The 16726-nt window shown below is 63.8% G+C and carries 18 protein-coding genes, 1 tRNA gene and 1 riboswitch; of the genes, 9 read left to right on the forward strand and 10 right to left on the reverse strand.

Annotation, left to right across the window (positions count from 1 at the left end):
• Position 1: 1 nt before the first annotated feature.
• From ACR0R4_RS07225 to ACR0R4_RS07235, 3 genes are read left to right on the forward strand one after another with little or no spacing between them, the layout of a single operon-like run.
• Positions 2 to 340, forward strand: coding sequence for an MGMT family protein (locus ACR0R4_RS07225; RefSeq protein WP_433646658.1), 339 nt, complete (start codon positions 2 to 4; stop codon positions 338 to 340).
• Complete coding sequence (locus tag ACR0R4_RS07230) at positions 337 to 1194, forward strand: LysR substrate-binding domain-containing protein (protein WP_433646659.1); 858 nt, start codon at positions 337 to 339, stop codon at positions 1192 to 1194. The genes ACR0R4_RS07225 and ACR0R4_RS07230 overlap by 4 nt, the downstream gene beginning before the upstream one ends.
• 2 nt (positions 1195 to 1196) lie before the next feature.
• Complete coding sequence (locus ACR0R4_RS07235; RefSeq protein ID WP_433646660.1) at positions 1197 to 1952, forward strand: sulfite exporter TauE/SafE family protein; 756 nt, start codon at positions 1197 to 1199, stop codon at positions 1950 to 1952.
• Between the two features lie 113 nt (positions 1953 to 2065).
• Here ACR0R4_RS07235 and ACR0R4_RS07240 read toward each other — a convergent pair.
• A tRNA-Lys gene (locus ACR0R4_RS07240) sits at positions 2066 to 2138 on the reverse strand.
• 73 nt (positions 2139 to 2211) lie between these two features.
• Between ACR0R4_RS07240 and ACR0R4_RS07245 the strand changes: the two genes are divergently transcribed.
• From ACR0R4_RS07245 to ACR0R4_RS07255, 3 genes are all read left to right on the forward strand, one after another.
• The gene (locus ACR0R4_RS07245; RefSeq protein ID WP_433646662.1) at positions 2212 to 2862 is read left to right on the forward strand and encodes a hypothetical protein; all 651 of its coding nucleotides are present in this window, start codon (positions 2212 to 2214) and stop codon (positions 2860 to 2862) included.
• A 173-nt stretch (positions 2863 to 3035) separates the two neighbouring features.
• Positions 3036 to 4337: a serine hydrolase domain-containing protein gene (locus ACR0R4_RS07250; RefSeq protein ID WP_433646663.1), complete on the forward strand. Its 1302-nt coding sequence runs from the start codon at positions 3036 to 3038 to the stop codon at positions 4335 to 4337.
• Between the two features lie 145 nt (positions 4338 to 4482).
• Positions 4483 to 4749: a GlsB/YeaQ/YmgE family stress response membrane protein gene (locus tag ACR0R4_RS07255; protein WP_433646665.1), complete on the forward strand. Its 267-nt coding sequence runs from the start codon at positions 4483 to 4485 to the stop codon at positions 4747 to 4749.
• A gap of 63 nt (positions 4750 to 4812) precedes the next feature.
• Here ACR0R4_RS07255 and ACR0R4_RS07260 read toward each other — a convergent pair whose 3' ends face one another.
• The 4 genes from ACR0R4_RS07260 to ACR0R4_RS07275 all read right to left on the reverse strand — a co-directional run bounded on the left by ACR0R4_RS07260 (position 4813) and on the right by ACR0R4_RS07275 (position 6666).
• A complete protein-coding gene (locus ACR0R4_RS07260; protein ID WP_433646666.1) occupies positions 4813 to 5106 on the reverse strand; it encodes a DUF7882 family protein in 294 nt (97 codons plus the stop codon).
• 36 nt (positions 5107 to 5142) lie between these two features.
• Complete coding sequence (locus ACR0R4_RS07265; protein ID WP_433646667.1) at positions 5143 to 5466, reverse strand: DUF7882 family protein; 324 nt, start codon at positions 5464 to 5466, stop codon at positions 5143 to 5145.
• A 125-nt stretch (positions 5467 to 5591) separates the two neighbouring features.
• Positions 5592 to 5984: a hypothetical protein gene (locus tag ACR0R4_RS07270; RefSeq protein ID WP_433646668.1), complete on the reverse strand. Its 393-nt coding sequence runs from the start codon at positions 5982 to 5984 to the stop codon at positions 5592 to 5594.
• A gap of 115 nt (positions 5985 to 6099) precedes the next feature.
• Positions 6100 to 6666 (reverse strand): hypothetical protein, encoded by a 567-nt coding sequence (locus ACR0R4_RS07275; RefSeq protein ID WP_433646670.1) that lies wholly within the window; start codon positions 6664 to 6666, stop codon positions 6100 to 6102.
• Positions 6667 to 6953: 287 nt separating this feature from the next.
• On the opposite strand from ACR0R4_RS07275, the gene ACR0R4_RS07280 reads away from it, so the two are divergent.
• Together ACR0R4_RS07280 and ACR0R4_RS07285 are read left to right on the forward strand one after the other, a co-directional pair.
• Positions 6954 to 8204, forward strand: a complete 1251-nt coding sequence (locus tag ACR0R4_RS07280; protein ID WP_433646671.1) for a cation:proton antiporter — start codon at positions 6954 to 6956, stop codon at positions 8202 to 8204.
• Positions 8205 to 8234: 30 nt separating this feature from the next.
• A complete protein-coding gene (locus ACR0R4_RS07285) occupies positions 8235 to 10088 on the forward strand; it encodes a glycerophosphoryl diester phosphodiesterase membrane domain-containing protein (protein WP_433646672.1) in 1854 nt (617 codons plus the stop codon).
• Here the strand turns inward: ACR0R4_RS07285 and ACR0R4_RS07290 are convergent.
• The 4 genes from ACR0R4_RS07290 to ACR0R4_RS07305 all read right to left on the reverse strand — a co-directional run bounded on the left by ACR0R4_RS07290 (position 10085) and on the right by ACR0R4_RS07305 (position 14276).
• Positions 10085 to 10768 carry a DedA family protein gene (locus ACR0R4_RS07290; protein WP_433646673.1) on the reverse strand — a complete coding sequence of 228 codons (684 nt, stop codon included), beginning with the start codon at positions 10766 to 10768 and terminating at the stop codon, positions 10085 to 10087. The genes ACR0R4_RS07285 and ACR0R4_RS07290 overlap by 4 nt on opposite strands.
• Positions 10765 to 11643: a bifunctional methylenetetrahydrofolate dehydrogenase/methenyltetrahydrofolate cyclohydrolase gene (locus tag ACR0R4_RS07295; RefSeq protein WP_433646674.1), complete on the reverse strand. Its 879-nt coding sequence runs from the start codon at positions 11641 to 11643 to the stop codon at positions 10765 to 10767. Before ACR0R4_RS07295 ends, ACR0R4_RS07290 begins: the two co-directional genes overlap by 4 nt.
• 61 nt (positions 11644 to 11704) lie before the next feature.
• Positions 11705 to 12988 (reverse strand): serine hydroxymethyltransferase, encoded by a 1284-nt coding sequence (glyA, locus tag ACR0R4_RS07300; protein WP_433646675.1) that lies wholly within the window; start codon positions 12986 to 12988, stop codon positions 11705 to 11707.
• Positions 12989 to 13070: 82 nt separating this feature from the next.
• Positions 13071 to 13156, reverse strand: a riboswitch (ZMP/ZTP riboswitch).
• 91 nt (positions 13157 to 13247) lie between these two features.
• On the reverse strand, positions 13248 to 14276 hold the full coding sequence (locus ACR0R4_RS07305) for a hypothetical protein (RefSeq protein ID WP_433646676.1): 1029 nt from the start codon (positions 14274 to 14276) through the stop codon (positions 13248 to 13250).
• 338 nt (positions 14277 to 14614) lie between these two features.
• Between ACR0R4_RS07305 and purU the strand changes: the two genes are divergently transcribed.
• A complete protein-coding gene (gene purU, locus ACR0R4_RS07310; protein WP_433646677.1) occupies positions 14615 to 15493 on the forward strand; it encodes a formyltetrahydrofolate deformylase in 879 nt (292 codons plus the stop codon).
• Here the strand turns inward: purU and ACR0R4_RS07315 are convergent.
• Positions 15480 to 16718 carry an alpha/beta hydrolase family protein gene (locus ACR0R4_RS07315; RefSeq protein WP_433646678.1) on the reverse strand — a complete coding sequence of 413 codons (1239 nt, stop codon included), beginning with the start codon at positions 16716 to 16718 and terminating at the stop codon, positions 15480 to 15482. The two genes, purU and ACR0R4_RS07315, sit on opposite strands and share 14 nt — an antisense overlap.
• Positions 16719 to 16726 lie beyond the last annotated feature (8 nt).

Genomic DNA, 16726 nt, shown 5'->3' on the forward strand with positions numbered 1-16726 from the left:
TGTGCCCAGCCCAGAGTTCGTCGACGCGGTACTCGACGTGGTCGCTCGCATTCCAGCTGGTCGCGTGATGACCTACGGCGACATCGCCGAGTCACTGGGATCGAATTCCCCGCGCGGTGTCGGTCGAGTCATGGCGCTCTACGGACACGCCGTGGCATGGTGGCGCGTGGTGCCGGCAAGCGGGCACCCTCCCCAAGGGCATTCCCGTCTCGCTCTGCCGCGCTATCTCGAAGAGGGAACCCCGCTGCGGGGACCCCTCGTTCCTGGCGAATATCGCATTGCACTCTCCGCAGCCCGCCTGGGCTACGACCACGACATATTCACGGAGGTAGCGCCATGAGCGACCCGACTGATCTATTCCCGGCGGACGCTCCAGACGGGACACCGGCCACCCCGTCCCTGCGCCTCGGCTTCGTTCGGGGAATTGCCCCCGCGAAGTGGGCGAGACGCTGGGCCGAGGCGGTGCCCTCGGTGCGACTCGAACTCGTTCCGCTGCCGCTCTCCGGCCGACCCGACCCGCGCGAGGCACCCCTCGACGTGGTGCTTGAGCGGGTACCACCCGGCGCCAGCCCCCGTGATGCAGGCCCGGGAACGGATCGCCACGCACTACGCCTCTATACCGAGACGGTTGCGCTTGTCGTGTCTGTAGACCACGAGCTCGACGGGCAGCAGACAGTGGATCGCGACACCCTCGCACTCAGCACTCTCCTGGCGCACCCAGACCATTCCTCGGCCTGGCCTGCGGCTGCGTCCTGGGAGGATTCGGCGTGGGAACCGGCGCACGCCGAGGCCGCGATGGAACTGGTCGGCACGGGCGCCGGGGCGATCCTGCTTCCCCTCCCACTCGCCCGGCACCTCGCTGGCAAGCGCACCCATGCGGTGATCCCTGTGATTGACGATAATCCACTTGCGGGGACCGAGATCTGGGCGACCTGGTCGGTCGAACGCGACGCGGGTGACGTGCAGCAGCTCGTCGGCATCATGCGCGGCCGCACCGCCCGTAGCCAGCGCCCGGGGGCCAAGACTGGCGATCCACAAGCGAAAGCACCGAGTGCGGGAGGTAAGACGAAGAAGCCCACGGCGAAGAAGCCGCAGCTTCCAAAAAACTCTCGCGGCGCACAGCTCGCAGCGGCCACCGAGAAGCGCGAGGCGGCCAAGCGGGCACGGGCCCAGCTCAAGCGACGCGGGCGATAGGCGTGTTCGACGCGCTGCCCACTCTCGGGGCGCTGCCCTGGGCGGTGCTCGCGGTGGCTGCGCTGCTCGTGGGCGTGTCGAAGACCTCGCTGCCTGGGCTTGGCACCATATCAGTCGCGCTCTTTGCAGCGGTGCTTCCGGCGCGGGCTTCGACAGCGGCGATCTTGCTGCTGCTCATCCTTGCTGATGTGTTCGCGCTCGCGATCTACCGGCGCCACGCCGACTGGCCCACGCTGATTCGCCTCATTCCTGCGGTGGTGGCTGGCCTCATTGTCGGGGCCTTTTTTCTGGCGTTCGCCGATGATGCCTGGGTGCGGCGCGGCATCGGGGTCATCCTGTTGCTCCTTATGGCGGCGACGCTGTGGCAGCGCCTCCGTCCGCGTATTCAGGCGTGCAGTCCGAGGCGACGCCGGCTCGAGCGCGCCTGGTACGGGTCGCTCAGCGGCTTCACCACCATGGTCGCAAACTCGGGTGGTGCAGCGATGTCGATGTACCTGCTAACGGCAGGTTTCTCGGTGAAGGCGTTCCTCGGCACCGCGGCCTGGTTCTTCGCCGTCATCAACCTCACCAAGGTCCCGATTTCCATTGGGCTCGGCCTGATCACCCCGGCAACGCTGGTGCTCGACCTGGTGCTCGCACCCGCGGTGGTGATTGGGGCACTCATCGGCAAATGGATCGGGGCAAGGATCAAGCAGTCGGTGTTCGAATGGGCCGTCATCGGCTTTACCGTGGTGGGAGCCGTCTACCTCGTCATCTAACTGTACGTGACTGCACGTCGTGGGCCCGGCGGGCGTCGATTTCATCGAGATGAGAGCAACGCTCTCATCGAAATCGGCGCGAGTCCCGGTCCCGGGCCCACGAGTACAGCGAGTGGGCCCGGCGGGGCTCGAACCCGCGACCCGCGGATTAAAAGTCCGATGCTCTGCCAACTGAGCTACAGGCCCAGAACTAATCTACAGGGTGAATCTCAATGCTCGATCCACAACCCGGTAAACCGGGCGGCGTAGACTCTCGCCGTTGAGCATTCAGGGAGAGGTCATCGTGAGAAATTTTCAGCGGCCTGTGCTGCAACCCACCGCAAGTTTCGATTGGGTGATTGGCTCTGACGAGCCCGGGGCCGCGCATCGGCTCGCGCAGGAAACGTCCTGGGCGCTCCTTGATCGCGTGCGACGGGTGGCCGACCCCGTGGTGGTTGAGCGCGTACTCGGCCTGGCCGCGGAGGAAGGCATTGACGACATCGCGGAGCTCTGGTCAGGAGCCGGGTCCCACTCCCTCGCGGGCATGCTGTGGCGCATCTACCTGCTCCGCCGGATCGTCCACGCAGATCCGGAGGGCACCGCGGATGTGTTCCGAGCGGGGCAGAACGTCTCGGTGACAATCGACCCGGTCGTGGCCGGGGCAGCCGAGCCGGTCACCCCCGATTCGATCGCCGATCTCTGCGACACTCTGCTGCGCGGTGTATTCGTGGGCGATCTCGCCGTCGCGCTCGAACGCGCGGCCAGCTACTGTCGGGTGATGTCGCTCGGTGCGGCATTTGTTGCTGATACACGCGACTCTCTCGACGACGAGCACGCCGCAGAACTCACGACCCGCGCACTGCGGTACGCCACCTTCGCCGATGAATTGCACGGCGGCGCTCGTCGGTGGCGCGACGGCACGCTCGACTGACACACCGCTGACGCACACGCTAAACTACTAACGCCGGGCCGCAGTAACCCCGGGCTCCATTTTTCGCCGCTTCGAGCGGCCTTCCGCCGAGAGGTGTTTCTGCGGCTCGGTCTCAGCCTTGACTGACAACCACCGATCTACCTCAGCGCACCCGGTACCGTTATTCTGCACATATGCGCACGATTCGTTATCCGAAGCCCTGGCCGTCACTTCGGCGTGTTTCCCTCCGGTCAGCCGTGCTCGCTGGGCTCGCAGTGGCGCTCGTCGTGTCCGGTTGCACGACAGCTGGTGGATCGGCCGGCGTGCAGGATCGGCCGACCGCCGAGACCGACGCGCCGGTCGCCGCCGACCGCATCACCGCCACGGAGCTTGAATCGCTCGCGCTCGAACACCTTGACCGCCACGCGCTCACCTCGCTGGTGGCGCAGGTGGCGATCGATGGCACGGAGGTGGCCACCGTCACCCTCGGCGAAGCTATGACCGGCTTCCCCGTGACCGAAGACGGCAGGTTTCGTAACGGCGCCGTTGCCATCATGTACGTTGCCGCGACCATGCTCGCGATGGACGATGAGGGTCTCATCGACATCGATGAGCCGATTGCCCGGTGGCTCCCCGATCTCCCTGCGGCCGACACGGCAACGCCGAGAATGCTCGCTTCTATGACCTCGGGCTACCCCGATCATGTGGCCAATCTCGATTTTGTGACCGACGTGCAAGCGAATCCTTTCCGCGCATTTAGCGAGGAGGAACTCCTGGCGTACAGCGCCGCTAGCCCCAGGCTTTTCGCCCCAGGCGAGAACTGGGACTACTCGCACGCGGGCTACGTCATCCTGGGCCATGTGCTCGAAGCGGCAAGCGGCGAGTCACTCGACGCGTTGATCTCTCGCTACGTGCTCGAGCCGCTGGAACTCGAGGGCACGGTCGCAGACGTCACTGCGCGAATCCCCGATCCCGTCGTGCACGGCTTCACCGCCGAGCGGGGAGTCTTTGAAGATTCCACCTACTGGAATCCGTCATGGACGCTTCCCCACGGAGCGATCCAGACCACCACTATCGGCGACATGACCTCCAGCTTCGATGCGATCGTGGGTCGGGGCGAATTGCTCTCAGAAGAGTCGTACCAGGCGATGATTTCACCGCGCCTCGTCGGATTCGGCGCACCGCTCGAGGGATGTCGCTCGTGCCACACGCTCACCGAGGAGTGGAACTACGGGTTGGGCGTGTTCCTCCGCGACAGCTGGGTCATGCAGACCCCACTCTTCGGCGGGTACCAGTCGGCGGTCGCTACCCTGCCCGAGGCGGAATCGCCGATCGGCTCGGTCACCATTTCCGTTTCGATCGTTCCCGGTCACGGAACCTACACGCCAGAGGAATGGGCGGGGAATTTGCGGAACTTCGCTACCGACTTCGCCACCGAACTGGCCACGCAGATCGTCCCCGAGAACCCACCGCCTGCTGTGTCACGCGGAAACTAGCCGTTTTCACCCCTGACCGACGGCCATTTGGCCTTGATATCGCAACGCAACTGCTACACGCAACCCCTAGAAGGAATCACACCCGGGGCGTACCGTGGAAGTAATCCGGGCGATACTCGCGCGGCTCAACGATAGGAGCACCGAAATGGGTTTCTTAGCTTTTCTTCTCCTCGGCCTCATTGCTGGCGCCATTGCCAAAGCTATCCTGCCGGGTAAGCAGGGCGGCGGGTGGATCGCCACTCTCTTGCTCGGTGTAGTTGGAGCATTCTTGGGCGGGTGGCTGGGTTCGGTCATCTTCGGCGTAGGCCTCGAAGAGTTCTGGTCAATCCAGACCTGGCTCCTCGCGATCGGTGGCGCGATCGTCGTCCTCCTGATTTACGGCCTGATTGTGGGTCGATCAAAGCGAGCCTAGATCGATCAGGGTGACCACGAACAGGGTGGGTTGTGCATCACTTGCGGGTGATACACAACCCACTCACTCGTTGGTGCCTGGTTCGTCGACCAATCGCAATCCAGCCGACGAGTTCGCAAGCGCCATAAGCGATTCGATCCATTCCCGGTTGAGTTCGGGGATCCCAGGCGAGTCAAACTCAAAATAAAGTGTCTGAGCCGGATGTAACCACAGGCTGCGTTGCTGGCTCGAATCGTTCCATGTGAAGACCAGACTCTCTTGAAGCGTGAACTTCCCGAGAATTACGGTGCGCAGGTGCGCCAGAGTGCGGTCGTCGAAGCCGAAGACTTGGTCATGCGCGTAGTGCAGGTTTCCCACTGAGTGTCCCCTCGTGTTGGTACGGTCGCTCGGCAATCAGGATTGACTTGAAGCCTGCCTGGCTAGATATTCTTCCGCCTCCTTCTCATCGACAACCACCAGGCCACGAGGCGTGTGCGAAAGCTCATTCAAGACGCGAAGCCACGCTTCGTTAATCTGCGGCGCACGGCTACCGGAAAACCGAAAGACCAGCGGAATATTTGGGGAGAGCCACAGAGAGACCCGACCGCTTCCCTTCTCGACCGGGTTCGTCCAACTCATCAGAAAGCACTCCTGACGTCGGAGCTTCATATTTATGGCGACCTTCAAGTGTGCCAAGGTTCGATCGTCAAACTCGTACTCTGCTGCGTTGCTGTACATCAAATACCCCATGGCCTAATGTTGCCAGTCATTTGACGATTCGTGTGAGTCACACGGTGCGTACTTCGCAAGATCGACTCTGGTTACCGCTACCGCTCGTTCGTGCGGGAATCCGGCGAGTCGGGCTACGGCTTTTCCGTTACCACAACGGTGAACTCGAGCGGCTGGATCCCGCCCTGCTCATTGGTCATCGTGACCTCGGTGGTGCCCGTCGCGAGTGCGATGACTCCGGGGTTGAATTCCGCGCTGCCGTCATTCCGGCCCGGGCTGAACTCGGCGACTGACGGGTCTGCGACCTTGCCCGTGTAGCTGTCGACGGCGAGGTCGCCGGTGTTGATGTTCAGCGCCTGGCCGACCAGCAATTCCACCTCGGCACCCTGCAGATCGTTCGCTTCCATGGTGACCGGCGCGATCACATCTCCTCCGATCGGTTCTTCCGCGGCGCTAGCGCCACAGGCAGCAAGCGTGGTCGAGAGTGCGAGTACGGACAGGAGCGCGATCCACTTGTTTTTCGTCATAAAGTCAGTCTGTCAGCACAGATGTAACCTTGGCGAGTCACAGTTCTCTATGAATGTTGAGACAGGAATCGTGAGGCGTTGTGAGGCTGCACAACGCTACGCGGGAGCCTTGAAGCTACTTTGATCTCTCGACACCGAAGAGACCTGCGCCGTGCTTCGTGAGCAACGCGTACGCGTCAGCAAATGTTTGTGGCGGGTTCTCACGCTCTGCGTGGGTGCCGTATTTCTCGAGCAACAGCCTGATGAGCCCATGCGCGGGAGGGCTGAGCGGCCGATCTGGATGGGCAGTCGCGGGATGTGTGCCACCTTCGGGGTTCGGTGGCACATAGGCGGGTGAGGTCTGCGGCCAGTCGGCGATGTGCCGCGGAACCTTACGATTGAAAGCCTTCGCTAGGGTGCGCGCAGCCGCATCTCGCCGCCTCAACGGTTCGAGTCCGCACCGCTCGCTCAGCGTCGCTGAGAGCGCCCCGTGATGCATTTCGTGCGAAAACACGCTTCCCCGCTCGGTTTTCCAAAACTGCTGCAGAACCGGAGCGTGTAAGACCCCGGCGAAGGAGACCAGCTGCAGCTTGTCAAAGTAGATGCGCCAGCTGATGCCAGCATCTTCGAGACGGTTGAAGACGGTGGGCGTGGGTGCTGCCGCGAGCCGCTTCTTGTGACCGCCCCCGTGCTTATTCGTCACGAAGCCGTGCGACGTGGAGGCGTAGGAGCGAGCCGCGGCTCGTCTCCTTCTTCACAGACGGCTCGGCAGGTGGGATCTCTTGATCTCCAGGCACGTGAGTCACGCAGATTCCTCGCCTCGTTGGGTGGGTGCCGGGCCCCGGCAGATGGTGACGCAAGTCCATTTCAGGCGTTACTCGGGAGTTCACGAGCATCACTTCGGGCGCGCCTGAAGCCCGAGCTGGACGGAGTCCACCAGAATTAGTGGAGGAGCCCGTGCGCCAGCTCAATGAGAGAAAGGAACTGCGAGTGGATCAGTTCGAACTCACCATCTTGCTGGTCCCTCTCGCCGCGGTCGTTGCGCCGCTCCTTGCCGCGCTCGTGCGTCGCGCACTCGTGGTTCCCCTGGTGGTATTCGAGATCGGCCTGGGTATGCTCATCGGGCCAGCCGGGCTTGGCCTAGTCGCCGACGGCCGCCCGTTGGAATTGATGTCACAGCTGGGACTCGCGATGTTGTTCTTCATGGCTGGGAGCGAGATCGATCCACAGTCAATGCGTGGCCGAACCGGAAAACGTGCCATCTGGGCGTGGGTCGCTTCGGCAGCGCTCGCACTGGTCGCCGGATTTCTCATCGGCGACAGTCTTGCGGCCACCGGCATCATTGCGATCGCCCTCACCGGAACTGCGCTCGGCACCATCACACCGATTCTTCGCGACGCGGGAATCGCGCGCGGCCCACTCGGAGCCACGATCAGCGGGGCGGGTGCGGTCGGGGAGTTCGCCCCTCTCATCGCAATCTCACTGTTCCTGAGCGGCCACGAACCCCTCGCTGGCAGTATCACCCTGCTGCTCTTCGTCGCCGTGGCGGTGCTCTCTTTCTGGCTCGCATCATCCGGCCCGAAGCAGTGGCTTCACCGAATGGTGAGTGCCACACTCCACACGAGCGGCCAGTTCGCGATCCGCTTCTTAATCCTTGTCCTTGCGGCGATGGTCGCCCTGGCACTCGCGCTCGGTGTCGACTTCCTCCTGGGTGCCTTTACTGCGGGCCTCCTCTCTCGCGTTGTCTTGCGCGGAGGCGCTCCCGATGAGCTGCATGTGATCGAAGCCAAACTTGAATCAGTCTCCTTCGGTTTCTTCGTACCGATCTTCTTCGTGGCGACCGGCGTGTCATTCCCCCTCGCTACGCTCTTTGGCGATCCCCATGCGCTCCTACTTGTCCCGGTATTTGTGCTGGCCATCTTGGTCATTCGGGGGCTGACCGGATTCTTCACCCCGGAGCGGGGAACCTCGTTTTCCGATCGCAGAACCTCGGCACTCTTCATCGCCACTACCCTGCCCCTGGTGATCGCGGTGACGCAGATCGGTGTCGAAAAGGGCGCCATTGACGAGAGCACGGCGGCCGCAATGGTGGGTGCCGCACTGGTCACGGTGCTCCTCTTCCCGCTGCTCGCGCTCGTCGGACGCACAGATTCGCTTCACCCGAATCGCGCCGAGTCTGAGAGTGCGGATACGGACGCGAACGCGGACGAGGATGCATTCGCCGAAGACGCCCACGAATAGAAGCGCGAACCGTAGAGAATGAGGGATCGAATGGCGAGCTTACAGGCTGCGGAGCACCCCGGCGGGTGGGCGACTTGGAGAGGGCTTCTGCGCGACGGTCTTCACGTAATTCGGGTGGGTGGATCACGTCTGCTCGGCGTCATGCTCGCGTTTCACCTGGCGACGCTCCTTCTCGCCTTCCCGCTGATCAGTTGGCTCTTCCGTGAGGCGCTCAGAGCGAGCGGAATGCGCGCCCTCGATCTGGCTGCACTCCGCATCGGCGGCGGTACGGTTGTGACGCTCGGACTCATTGTGATCATCTGCGCGCTTGCGCTGTGGCTCGTCTCACTCCAGTTTGCCGTGCTCGTCGTGTTGCTCAGGCGCGCAAGCCTCGGACTACCCCTCACCGCGAGAGACCTCCTCACTGATCTCCGGCAGTTCGCCCGCAAACTGGTGCGCCCCTCGTCATTTCCGCTCCTCGGGTACCTGTTCGTCGTACTCCCGCTCACGGGTTTCGGCTTCACCACGGCCTTCGCCCAGGGCATCTCAATTCCCTCGTTCATCACCGGCGAACTAATGAAGAGTCAGAGCTCGGCCGTGGCACTGACGATCTTCATGCTCATCCTCGCCTTCCTCAACGTGCGACTCGCTCTGACCTTGCCGGTATTCGCACTCACCGACGCCACCGGCGGAAGGGCACTCGCCGCAAGCTGGCGGCTCACGCGTGGGCGGGCGATCCTCCCGCTCATCGGCGCGGTGGTCACGGTGCTCGCCATCTCGGGCATCGCCGCCCTCGCACTCGCGATTGGCGCGATCCTCCCCACCGCGATCACCGACGAAGTTGCCCCCGATGCCTCTCCCCTGGTCGCCGCGTTCAGCCTGGGCATCGCGCAGGTCGTGGGCATGCTCCTCACTGCCCTCATCACCGCCTTTCTGGGCGCGGTGCTGGTCGCTTTTCTGCACAGATATGTGGATCGCCTCCCGGCGCGCCTGCCCCTCCGCCCGCTCTCGGTCGCGCAGTCTCCTCGCCTCACCTCCCGCGTGCCGCGGCTCGTGCTCACCGCGGGCTCCGTCGTGCTTGCCCTCATTCTCAGCGCACTCGCGATTGACACCATGCACCGGCTCGCGAGCCAACCGGATACCTTCGTGCTCGCGCATCGCGGTTTCAGTGATGGCGGAGTTGAGAACACCATCGGCGGGCTTGAGGCCGCGGCTTTGGCGGGTGCCGACCTCGTCGAGATGGATGTCATGCAGTCGAAAGACGGCCAGTTCATCGCGATGCACGATGCTGGGTTGTCTCGCCTGGCTGGCATCGACTCCACGGTGAAGGATCTGACGTTCGATGAGCTGACGAGCATCACGGTGCATAACCTCGAGGGGCACGCGGGCACCATTCCCAGCTTCCGCGACTACGTCACACGCGCGGACGAACTGGGCATACCGCTCCTCGTCGAGATCAAGCTCGGAGGCGGCGACACCGATGACCACGTGGAGCGACTCATTGCCGAGCTCGAAGAAATCGGCTCCCTCGAGAACCACATCTATCACTCGCTCGACGCACCGAGCGTCGCGAAATTAAAGCAGCTCCGCCCCGACCTGACCGTGGGCTACACCATGGCATTCGCCGGCCTCGGTGTGCCCGACACCCCTGCAGATTTCATCGTGGTCGAGGAGTGGTCGGCCACCCAAGAGATGCAGGATGACGCGGAGCGGGCCGGGCTGGGGTTCATGGTGTGGACGGTAAATGAAGACACCGGGATGCGGGAGTTACTCCGCCGCGATGTCGACGGGATCATCACCGATCACCCCGACCGTGCGCTGGGTGCCCGCAGCGAAATGCGTGACGAGACGGGCCTCGCGGACACGCTCATTGACGCGCTGACCCGTTTTGTCGTGGTGTTCTAGCTCGCTTCAGCGGCTTGGCGCTTGCGACGCAGGTTGCGGATCAGCCTGGCCACCACGAACCACATCAGCAGCGCGAGGATGACGATCACGATGATGTCTGAGAGGAGTCCGCTCCACTGCTCGAGAATCGGACGGATTGCGGGGCCGAAGGCGTAGCCGAGGCCGATCCACAGGCCATTCCAGAGGCCCGAACCGATGAACGTGTAGAGCACGAACTTCAAGAAATGCATGCGCTCGATGCCGGCGGGAATGGAGATGAACGATCGCACGAGCGGCACGCAGCGGCCCACGAGCACCGCGACGCCGCCCCAGCGCTGGAAGAACGCCTCCGCGCGATCGAAGTCCTCGTGTTCCATGAGCGGCACTTTGCCGACGAGCCAGCGCGTACGCGCGCGCCCGAATGCGGCACCGATGTAGTACCAAATGATCGCGCCGACGAGCGCGCCGGTGGTGGCCATCGCCCACGCGAGCCAGAAGCTCATCCGGCCCTCGTAGGCGAGGAACCCGGCACCGGGGAGCACCGCCTCGGAAGGAATCGGTGGGATGAACGTCTCGAGGAGAACCGCCAGGCCCACCCCGACCTCGCCCAGGGTGTCCATCAGGCTGAGGACCCAGCCGATGACCCCGTCGTACTCGGGCGCGCCCGAGGCTTGCGCGAGCACCGAATGCGCCAATGTCATACGGCTCGTTCCGCCATTTCGACGACGTTCTTGAGCAGCAGCGCTCGAGTCATGGGTCCCACCCCGCCGGGATTCGGTGAGATATACCCTGCGACATCGGCAACACCGGGATCAACATCACCGACGACGCGGCTCTTGCCAGTTTCGGGGTCGGTCTTGCGTGAGACACCCACGTCCAGCACAATCGCGCCCGGCTTCACGTCTTCGGCGCGCACGATGCCTTCGACTCCAGCGGCAGCGACGATCACATCGGCGCGACGCAGCTCGGCCCCCAGATCCACCGTGCCCGTGTGCGTCAGGGTGACCGTCGCGTTGTTCTCTCGGCGGGTGAGGAGCGGGCCAATGGGCCGACCCACCGTAATACCCCGACCGACCACCACAACGTGCTTCCCCGCCCACGACAGCCCATTGCGTTCGACCAGCTCGATCACGCCACGCGGAGTGCACGGCAACGGCGAGCTAATCGGCGCATTCGCGTTCAGCACGAGCCGCCCGAGATTCGTCGGGTGCAGCCCATCGGCATCCTTATCGGGGTCGATCTTCTCAAGGATGCGGTCGGTGTCAATGTGCTTCGGCAACGGCAACTGCACGATGTATCCGGTGCACGCAGGGTCAGCGTTCAGATCGTCGAGGACTGCCTCGAGTTCCTCCTGCGTGACCGACTCCGGCAGCTCGCGCTTGATCGACGCAATTCCCACCTCAGCACAGTCTCGATGCTTCCCAGCCACGTACCACTGTGAGCCGGGGTCGCTCCCGACGAGCACGGTTGCGAGTCCGGGCACAATACCTCGTGTGGCCAAGGCTGCCACGCGATCCGCGAGTTCCCTCTTGATCGATGCGGCCGCTGCTGTGCCGTCGAGTTTTTGTGCGGTCATGCGGTTACTCCCCGAGGTGTCGATCCTGCGATCATCTGCGCGCGCGAATGGTGACTGTCTACTACCACTTCTCGAGACCGGGGTAGAGGGGGAACGCGTCGGCGAGTGCCGTCACGCGAGCCTTCAACGCCTCAAGGTCGCCCGCCTGCTGCAGGGTGAGCGCAATGATGTCGGCGACCTCGGCAAACTCGGTGTCGCCAAAGCCCCGGGTGGCCAGCGCGGGGGTACCAATGCGCAGACCGCTCGTGACCATCGGCGGGCGCGGGTCGAAGGGCACCGAGTTGCGGTTCACCGTGATGCCGACCGCGTGCAGCGCATCCTCCGCCTGCTGCCCGTCAAGCTCGCTCGTGCGCAGGTCTGCGAGCACGAGGTGCACATCGGTGCCGCCGGTGAGCACGTCAACGCCCGCAGCCTTCGATGCGTCGCTCGTGAGTGCCGTGGCAAGCAGTTTTGCGCCGGAGAGTGTGCGGACCTGGCGATCCTTGAACTCGTCGGTCGCGGCGAGCTTGAACGCAGTCGCCTTCGCCGCGATCACGTGCATGAGGGGCCCGCCCTGCTGGCCGGGGAACACGTTCGAGTTGAGCTTCTTGTGCATCTCGAGGTCGTTGGTCAAGATGAAGCCCGATCGCGGGCCGCCAATTGTCTTGTGCACGGTCGAGGAGACGACGTGCGCGTGCGGCACCGGGTTGGGGTGCAGACCAGCGGCGACCAGGCCGGCGAAGTGCGCCATATCAACCCAGAGCGTGGCGCCCACCTCGTCAGCAATCGCGCGGAACGCCGCGAAATCGAGGGTGCGCGGGTAGGCAGACCACCCCGCAATGATGACCTTGGGCTTGTGCTCGAGCGCTTGCTGCCGCACGACATCCATATCAACGAGGAACGTCTCGGGATCCACCCCGTACGAAGCCACCTTGTAGAGCTTGCCCGAGAAATTGAGCTTCATGCCGTGGGTGAGGTGCCCGCCGTGGGCGAGCTCGAGGCCCAGGATCGTGTCGCCCGGCTCGGCAATCGCCGACAGCACGGCCGCGTTCGCCGATGCGCCCGAGTGTGGCTGCACGTTCGCATAGGCCGCTCCGAACAGGCTCTTGGCACGCTCGCGAGCGAGCTCTTCGGCCACGTCAACGAACTCGCACCCACCGTAGTACCGACGGCCCGGGTAGCCTTCGGCGTACTTGTTGGTGAGCACTGACCCCTGGGCTTCAAGCACCGCGCGTGGTACGAAGTTCTCGCTCGCGATCATCTCGAGCGTGGTGCGCTGGCGGTTCAGCTCATTCTTGAGCACCTCGGCGATCTCGGGATCCACGACCTCGATGGGCTCGTTAAAAAATACGGACTGGTTCGACATAGCTACTCCTCGAATATGTTCCTCGGCGCAGTGTGCACCGTTTTCACGAACCTGTCGGAACACGGTGTGTTCGTCTCGCGGTTCATGCGGCCCAGGCGAGCGGCCATTAGGTATGGAGGTGTCGTTCCCCAGTGGTACTCCACTTTTTCGCCAGTCACGACGGTGTCCATCCTACCAGCGCGCCCGGAGTGATCCACGTTGCTTGTGGGTGCGCTCCCGAACGGGGGATCTGATCCACCGTTGTTCACCTCAAGGGCCCCTAATTGCGAGAATTCAACCCCTTGAGGTGAACAAGGCTCCCGGAACTGCGCGGGCGCGGTGGCACGAGTGGCGGCAGAACCCCGTAAGACCTCAGGAGCCTAGCGAAGGTCTCAAGCGAGACCAGATCTGATGCGCCCCAGCGGATGATCCGCTTGCCCGTAGTGCCACGAATCCAGTCCTCGCGCCTCTTCTCGTCGATCACAACCTGATGTGGGCTTCGGCCACGGAGAATCCCGTCGTCGGAGTACTTGACCATGCCGTCCACCTCGCCAAACACATCGCACCCGACGAGCTCAAAATCCACGCGAAATGGGGCACCGTTTGGCGATGGAACCTCAACCTGGCTGCGCACCTCAAACCCAAGCAGCTGCAAGTACAGTCGACTGACGCTCTCGAGCACTGAGTCAGCGCTCCCATCAGCGTGCCCGAGTGCCAGTCGAGCGGCGGCGTTGCCCGGTAAGCCCGGCTGGGATACAAGTCGCTGCCTGAGTGAGGCGATCCACTGTTGGCGAGTCTCGCTGCCCTCTCCGGCGAGGCGAGCGGCTGCATCAGCACACGCAACCGACAGCTCGGGAGATTCAGTCCGCGCAACATCGATCACCGTCCGTTCCAGGCAGGTGAACCTGAGTGGACCTATGACCTGCACCTCGGCCTCATCGATCACGGCCGCGTGTTGAAGAACCCGAGTCGAACTGCGTGCGAAGGCGGGAGTCGGGCCGATCGTATGTACGCGAGTTCCTTCGTGCCGGTAGAGCGGCAGCCCATGCAGTGCTGCCGCCGAAACGTGGGAGAACACTGGCTGTCGAACAGCTGCCCTCGCGGCCGCCACAACTCGCATGAGGTGGCGATCTTCGGCATGCAGTATTCGCCATACCTCGCCGTCCGCGTACCACCCGCGTCGCAGGCGTCTGAGTTTGCCCGAGGACACAGCTTGTTCCAGCTCGCGTGCCGAGGTTCCCAGTGCGAGGATCTGGGCTCTACTGCGAAGCTGCGATCCGAGCTCACTGAGCTTACCTCTCATTTCCATACCTTTGATGGTGCGGGCCGGCGGCCCACCACATACCTGCTTCCGGAAGCCTCTGGATAAGTCAGGTGATACCCGGGTTTCCCAGAGTTGGGAGCGAGAAACCTGCACCCGGCGCTCAGGGTTCCAGCGAACTCGCGATCCACATGCGAAACCGGGTTTGGTTAACTCACTCACCCTTCTTCAGCCCAGGGAGCCTTGTTTGCGCGAATAGGGCACCCTGAGGTGAACAGCGCACCTTGAGCGGGCGGGTCAGGCAGGGGCGGGCGGGTCAGGCAGGGGCGGGCAGGGCGGCCTCATCGAAACCAGCGCGCCCGGAGTGATCCACTAACGTTGGTGGGATGAACGCCACCGCCACCACAGGCACCCAGTGGGTGCTCACCCTGAGCTGCATCGACGGACCCGGAATTGTGCACGCAATCAGCGGAGCGGTGGTTGCCGCGGGCGGAAACATCGCCGAGAGTCAGCAGTTCGCGAGCGATGACACCGGCCGCTTCTTCATGCGCCTGCAGGTGGAAGCCGTCGCGCAGCCGGAGACCTTCGAGCAGCGCTTCTCCGACGCCCTCACGCCGGTCACCGCCCGGTACAACATGACCTGGCGGCTCGACACGGTGGGACGGCCCACGCGCACGCTGTTGCTTGCGAGCACCGCGACGCACTGCGTCAACGACCTGCTGTACCGGCAGCGCACGGGTCAGCTCCCGATCGAGGTGCCGCTCATACTGTCGAATCATGAGACGGTGCGAGACATCGCCGATTTCTACGGCGTTCCGTTCGAGCACCGGGTGGTGGACGGGCCCGAGGCGAAGGCGGCCTTCGAGGCGCGAGTGCTCGAGATCGTCGAAGAACAGCAGATCGAACTGGTGGTGCTCGCTCGATACATGCAGATCCTCTCCCCCGAGCTGTGTGCGGCGCTCAAGGGTCGGGCCATCAATATTCACCACTCGTTCCTGCCCGGTTTCAAGGGTGCGAACCCTTACCGCCAGGCGCACGCGCGCGGCGTGAAGCTCATCGGCGCGACCGCACACTTCGTGACCACAGACCTCGATGAGGGCCCCATCATCGAACAAGATGTGGCTCGCGTCGATCACTCCTACACGCCCGAGCGCCTACAGCAGCTTGGTCAGGATGAGGAAGCCCGGACCCTGCGCCGCGCGGTGACCTGGTTCGCCGAGAATCGCCTGCTGCTCGACGGAGATCGCACGATTATTTTCCGGTAGGTTCGGCGAATACCCCGTCGAGCCAATCGAGCACTCGAGTGTTGAGCAGGCTTCGATTCCCCATCTCGCAGTGGTCGGCGGCGGCTTCTTCCGCGGTGAAACGCATCAGCGTTTTCTCACACGTCAACTGCTCAAAGAGCGCCTCGGCGCTCGCCGCGAGTGGATCCGCCTCTGCGAGGGTAATCAGCGTCGGGCAACGGATGTCCGCCTCCCGCCCCACCAGTGAGTAGGTGCGGGTGACCTCGATGAAATCCCGCAGCGAGTCCACACCGTTCACCCAGAAGCCGCGCCGCACGATGCTCCAGCGCAGACGCGGGTCCGACTCGATCACCTCCTGCATACCTTCCAGAAATTCGTCACTCAGCAGCGAGAGGTCGTCCACCTGTTCTGGCGACGCGCCCAGCGTTCGCGCGAAGCTCGCGATGGACTTGCCAAGATCCCACTGGCCCGGATCGGCGATGCAAGCCGCCAGCCGATGCTCGCCGGAGGCCGCGCGAGGCGCAAGGTACCCACCTAGGCTCCAGCCGCTGATCACGATGCGGCGGGGATCCACTATGGGCAGTTGCTCGACGACATCGATCACTGCGCTCACCACAGCTTCCCAGTCGGGTCGCATCGGCACGCCCTGCTGGTAGAGCACCGCGCCCTGCCCTGGCCCGTCAAACAGCAGCGCGTGATACCCGCGCCGCGTGGCAGCGACGGCCGAAGCAAAGTACGCGTCAGGCATCGTCGCGTCGTATCCGTTCGTGAAGATAATGAGTGGGCGCACCGTCCCTGGAGTTTCGTGTTGCGCCGGGATCAGGTACCCGGGCAGAGTGACTCCATCACATTGAATCGTGAGTGGAATCGCGGGCACTCGAAGGAGCTCGAGGCCCCGGGCGAATGCCTCACTCTGACGCTCGAAGATCTCAAGCAACAGTGGATCCACCGGAGCACCGTACAGGGGATGCAGTGCGGTGCCGAACAGCGCGCTGGCCCGCAGATAGAGATCCGACGCGGTGTGCCAATGGCCGGCCGATGCAGCCTCGGCCGCCCGCGCGACGTTCGCCTCACCCGCCTGCCGAAACGCGCGCGCGAAGTCCGCATCGTTGCCCTCGCCCACCCGCTCTCCGATGGCGAGCACCTCTGCAAGTTCGGGCCCTCCCGCACTCGAATATGCCAGCGGCCAGCGGCCAAATTGATCGTGCAGGTCGTCGACAAACAGGCGCAGCCCCGGTGCGTTCATAGGGTCAG

Source organism: Leucobacter fengyongliangi (assembly GCF_050971685.1).
GTDB lineage: Bacteria > Actinomycetota > Actinomycetes > Actinomycetales > Microbacteriaceae > Leucobacter.

Bases quoted from the DNA above. Each gene is read 5' to 3' on its own strand.
- ACR0R4_RS07295 (WP_433646674.1), bottom strand. From the start codon at position 11,643: ATGACCGCACAAAAACTCGACGGCACAGCAGCGGCCGCATCGATCAAG.
- ACR0R4_RS07255 (WP_433646665.1), top strand. From the start codon at position 4,483: ATGGGTTTCTTAGCTTTTCTTCTCCTCGGCCTCATTGCTGGCGCCATT.
- ACR0R4_RS07315 (WP_433646678.1), bottom strand. From the start codon at position 16,718: ATGAACGCACCGGGGCTGCGCCTGTTTGTCGACGACCTGCACGATCAA.
- ACR0R4_RS07290 (WP_433646673.1), bottom strand. From the start codon at position 10,768: ATGACATTGGCGCATTCGGTGCTCGCGCAAGCCTCGGGCGCGCCCGAG.
- purU (WP_433646677.1), top strand. From the start codon at position 14,615: ATGAACGCCACCGCCACCACAGGCACCCAGTGGGTGCTCACCCTGAGC.
- ACR0R4_RS07230 (WP_433646659.1), top strand. From the start codon at position 337: ATGAGCGACCCGACTGATCTATTCCCGGCGGACGCTCCAGACGGGACA.
- glyA (WP_433646675.1), bottom strand. From the start codon at position 12,988: ATGTCGAACCAGTCCGTATTTTTTAACGAGCCCATCGAGGTCGTGGAT.
- ACR0R4_RS07265 (WP_433646667.1), bottom strand. From the start codon at position 5,466: ATGTACAGCAACGCAGCAGAGTACGAGTTTGACGATCGAACCTTGGCA.
- ACR0R4_RS07270 (WP_433646668.1), bottom strand. From the start codon at position 5,984: ATGACGAAAAACAAGTGGATCGCGCTCCTGTCCGTACTCGCACTCTCG.
- ACR0R4_RS07250 (WP_433646663.1), top strand. From the start codon at position 3,036: ATGCGCACGATTCGTTATCCGAAGCCCTGGCCGTCACTTCGGCGTGTT.
- ACR0R4_RS07305 (WP_433646676.1), bottom strand. From the start codon at position 14,276: ATGGAAATGAGAGGTAAGCTCAGTGAGCTCGGATCGCAGCTTCGCAGT.
- ACR0R4_RS07285 (WP_433646672.1), top strand. From the start codon at position 8,235: ATGGCGAGCTTACAGGCTGCGGAGCACCCCGGCGGGTGGGCGACTTGG.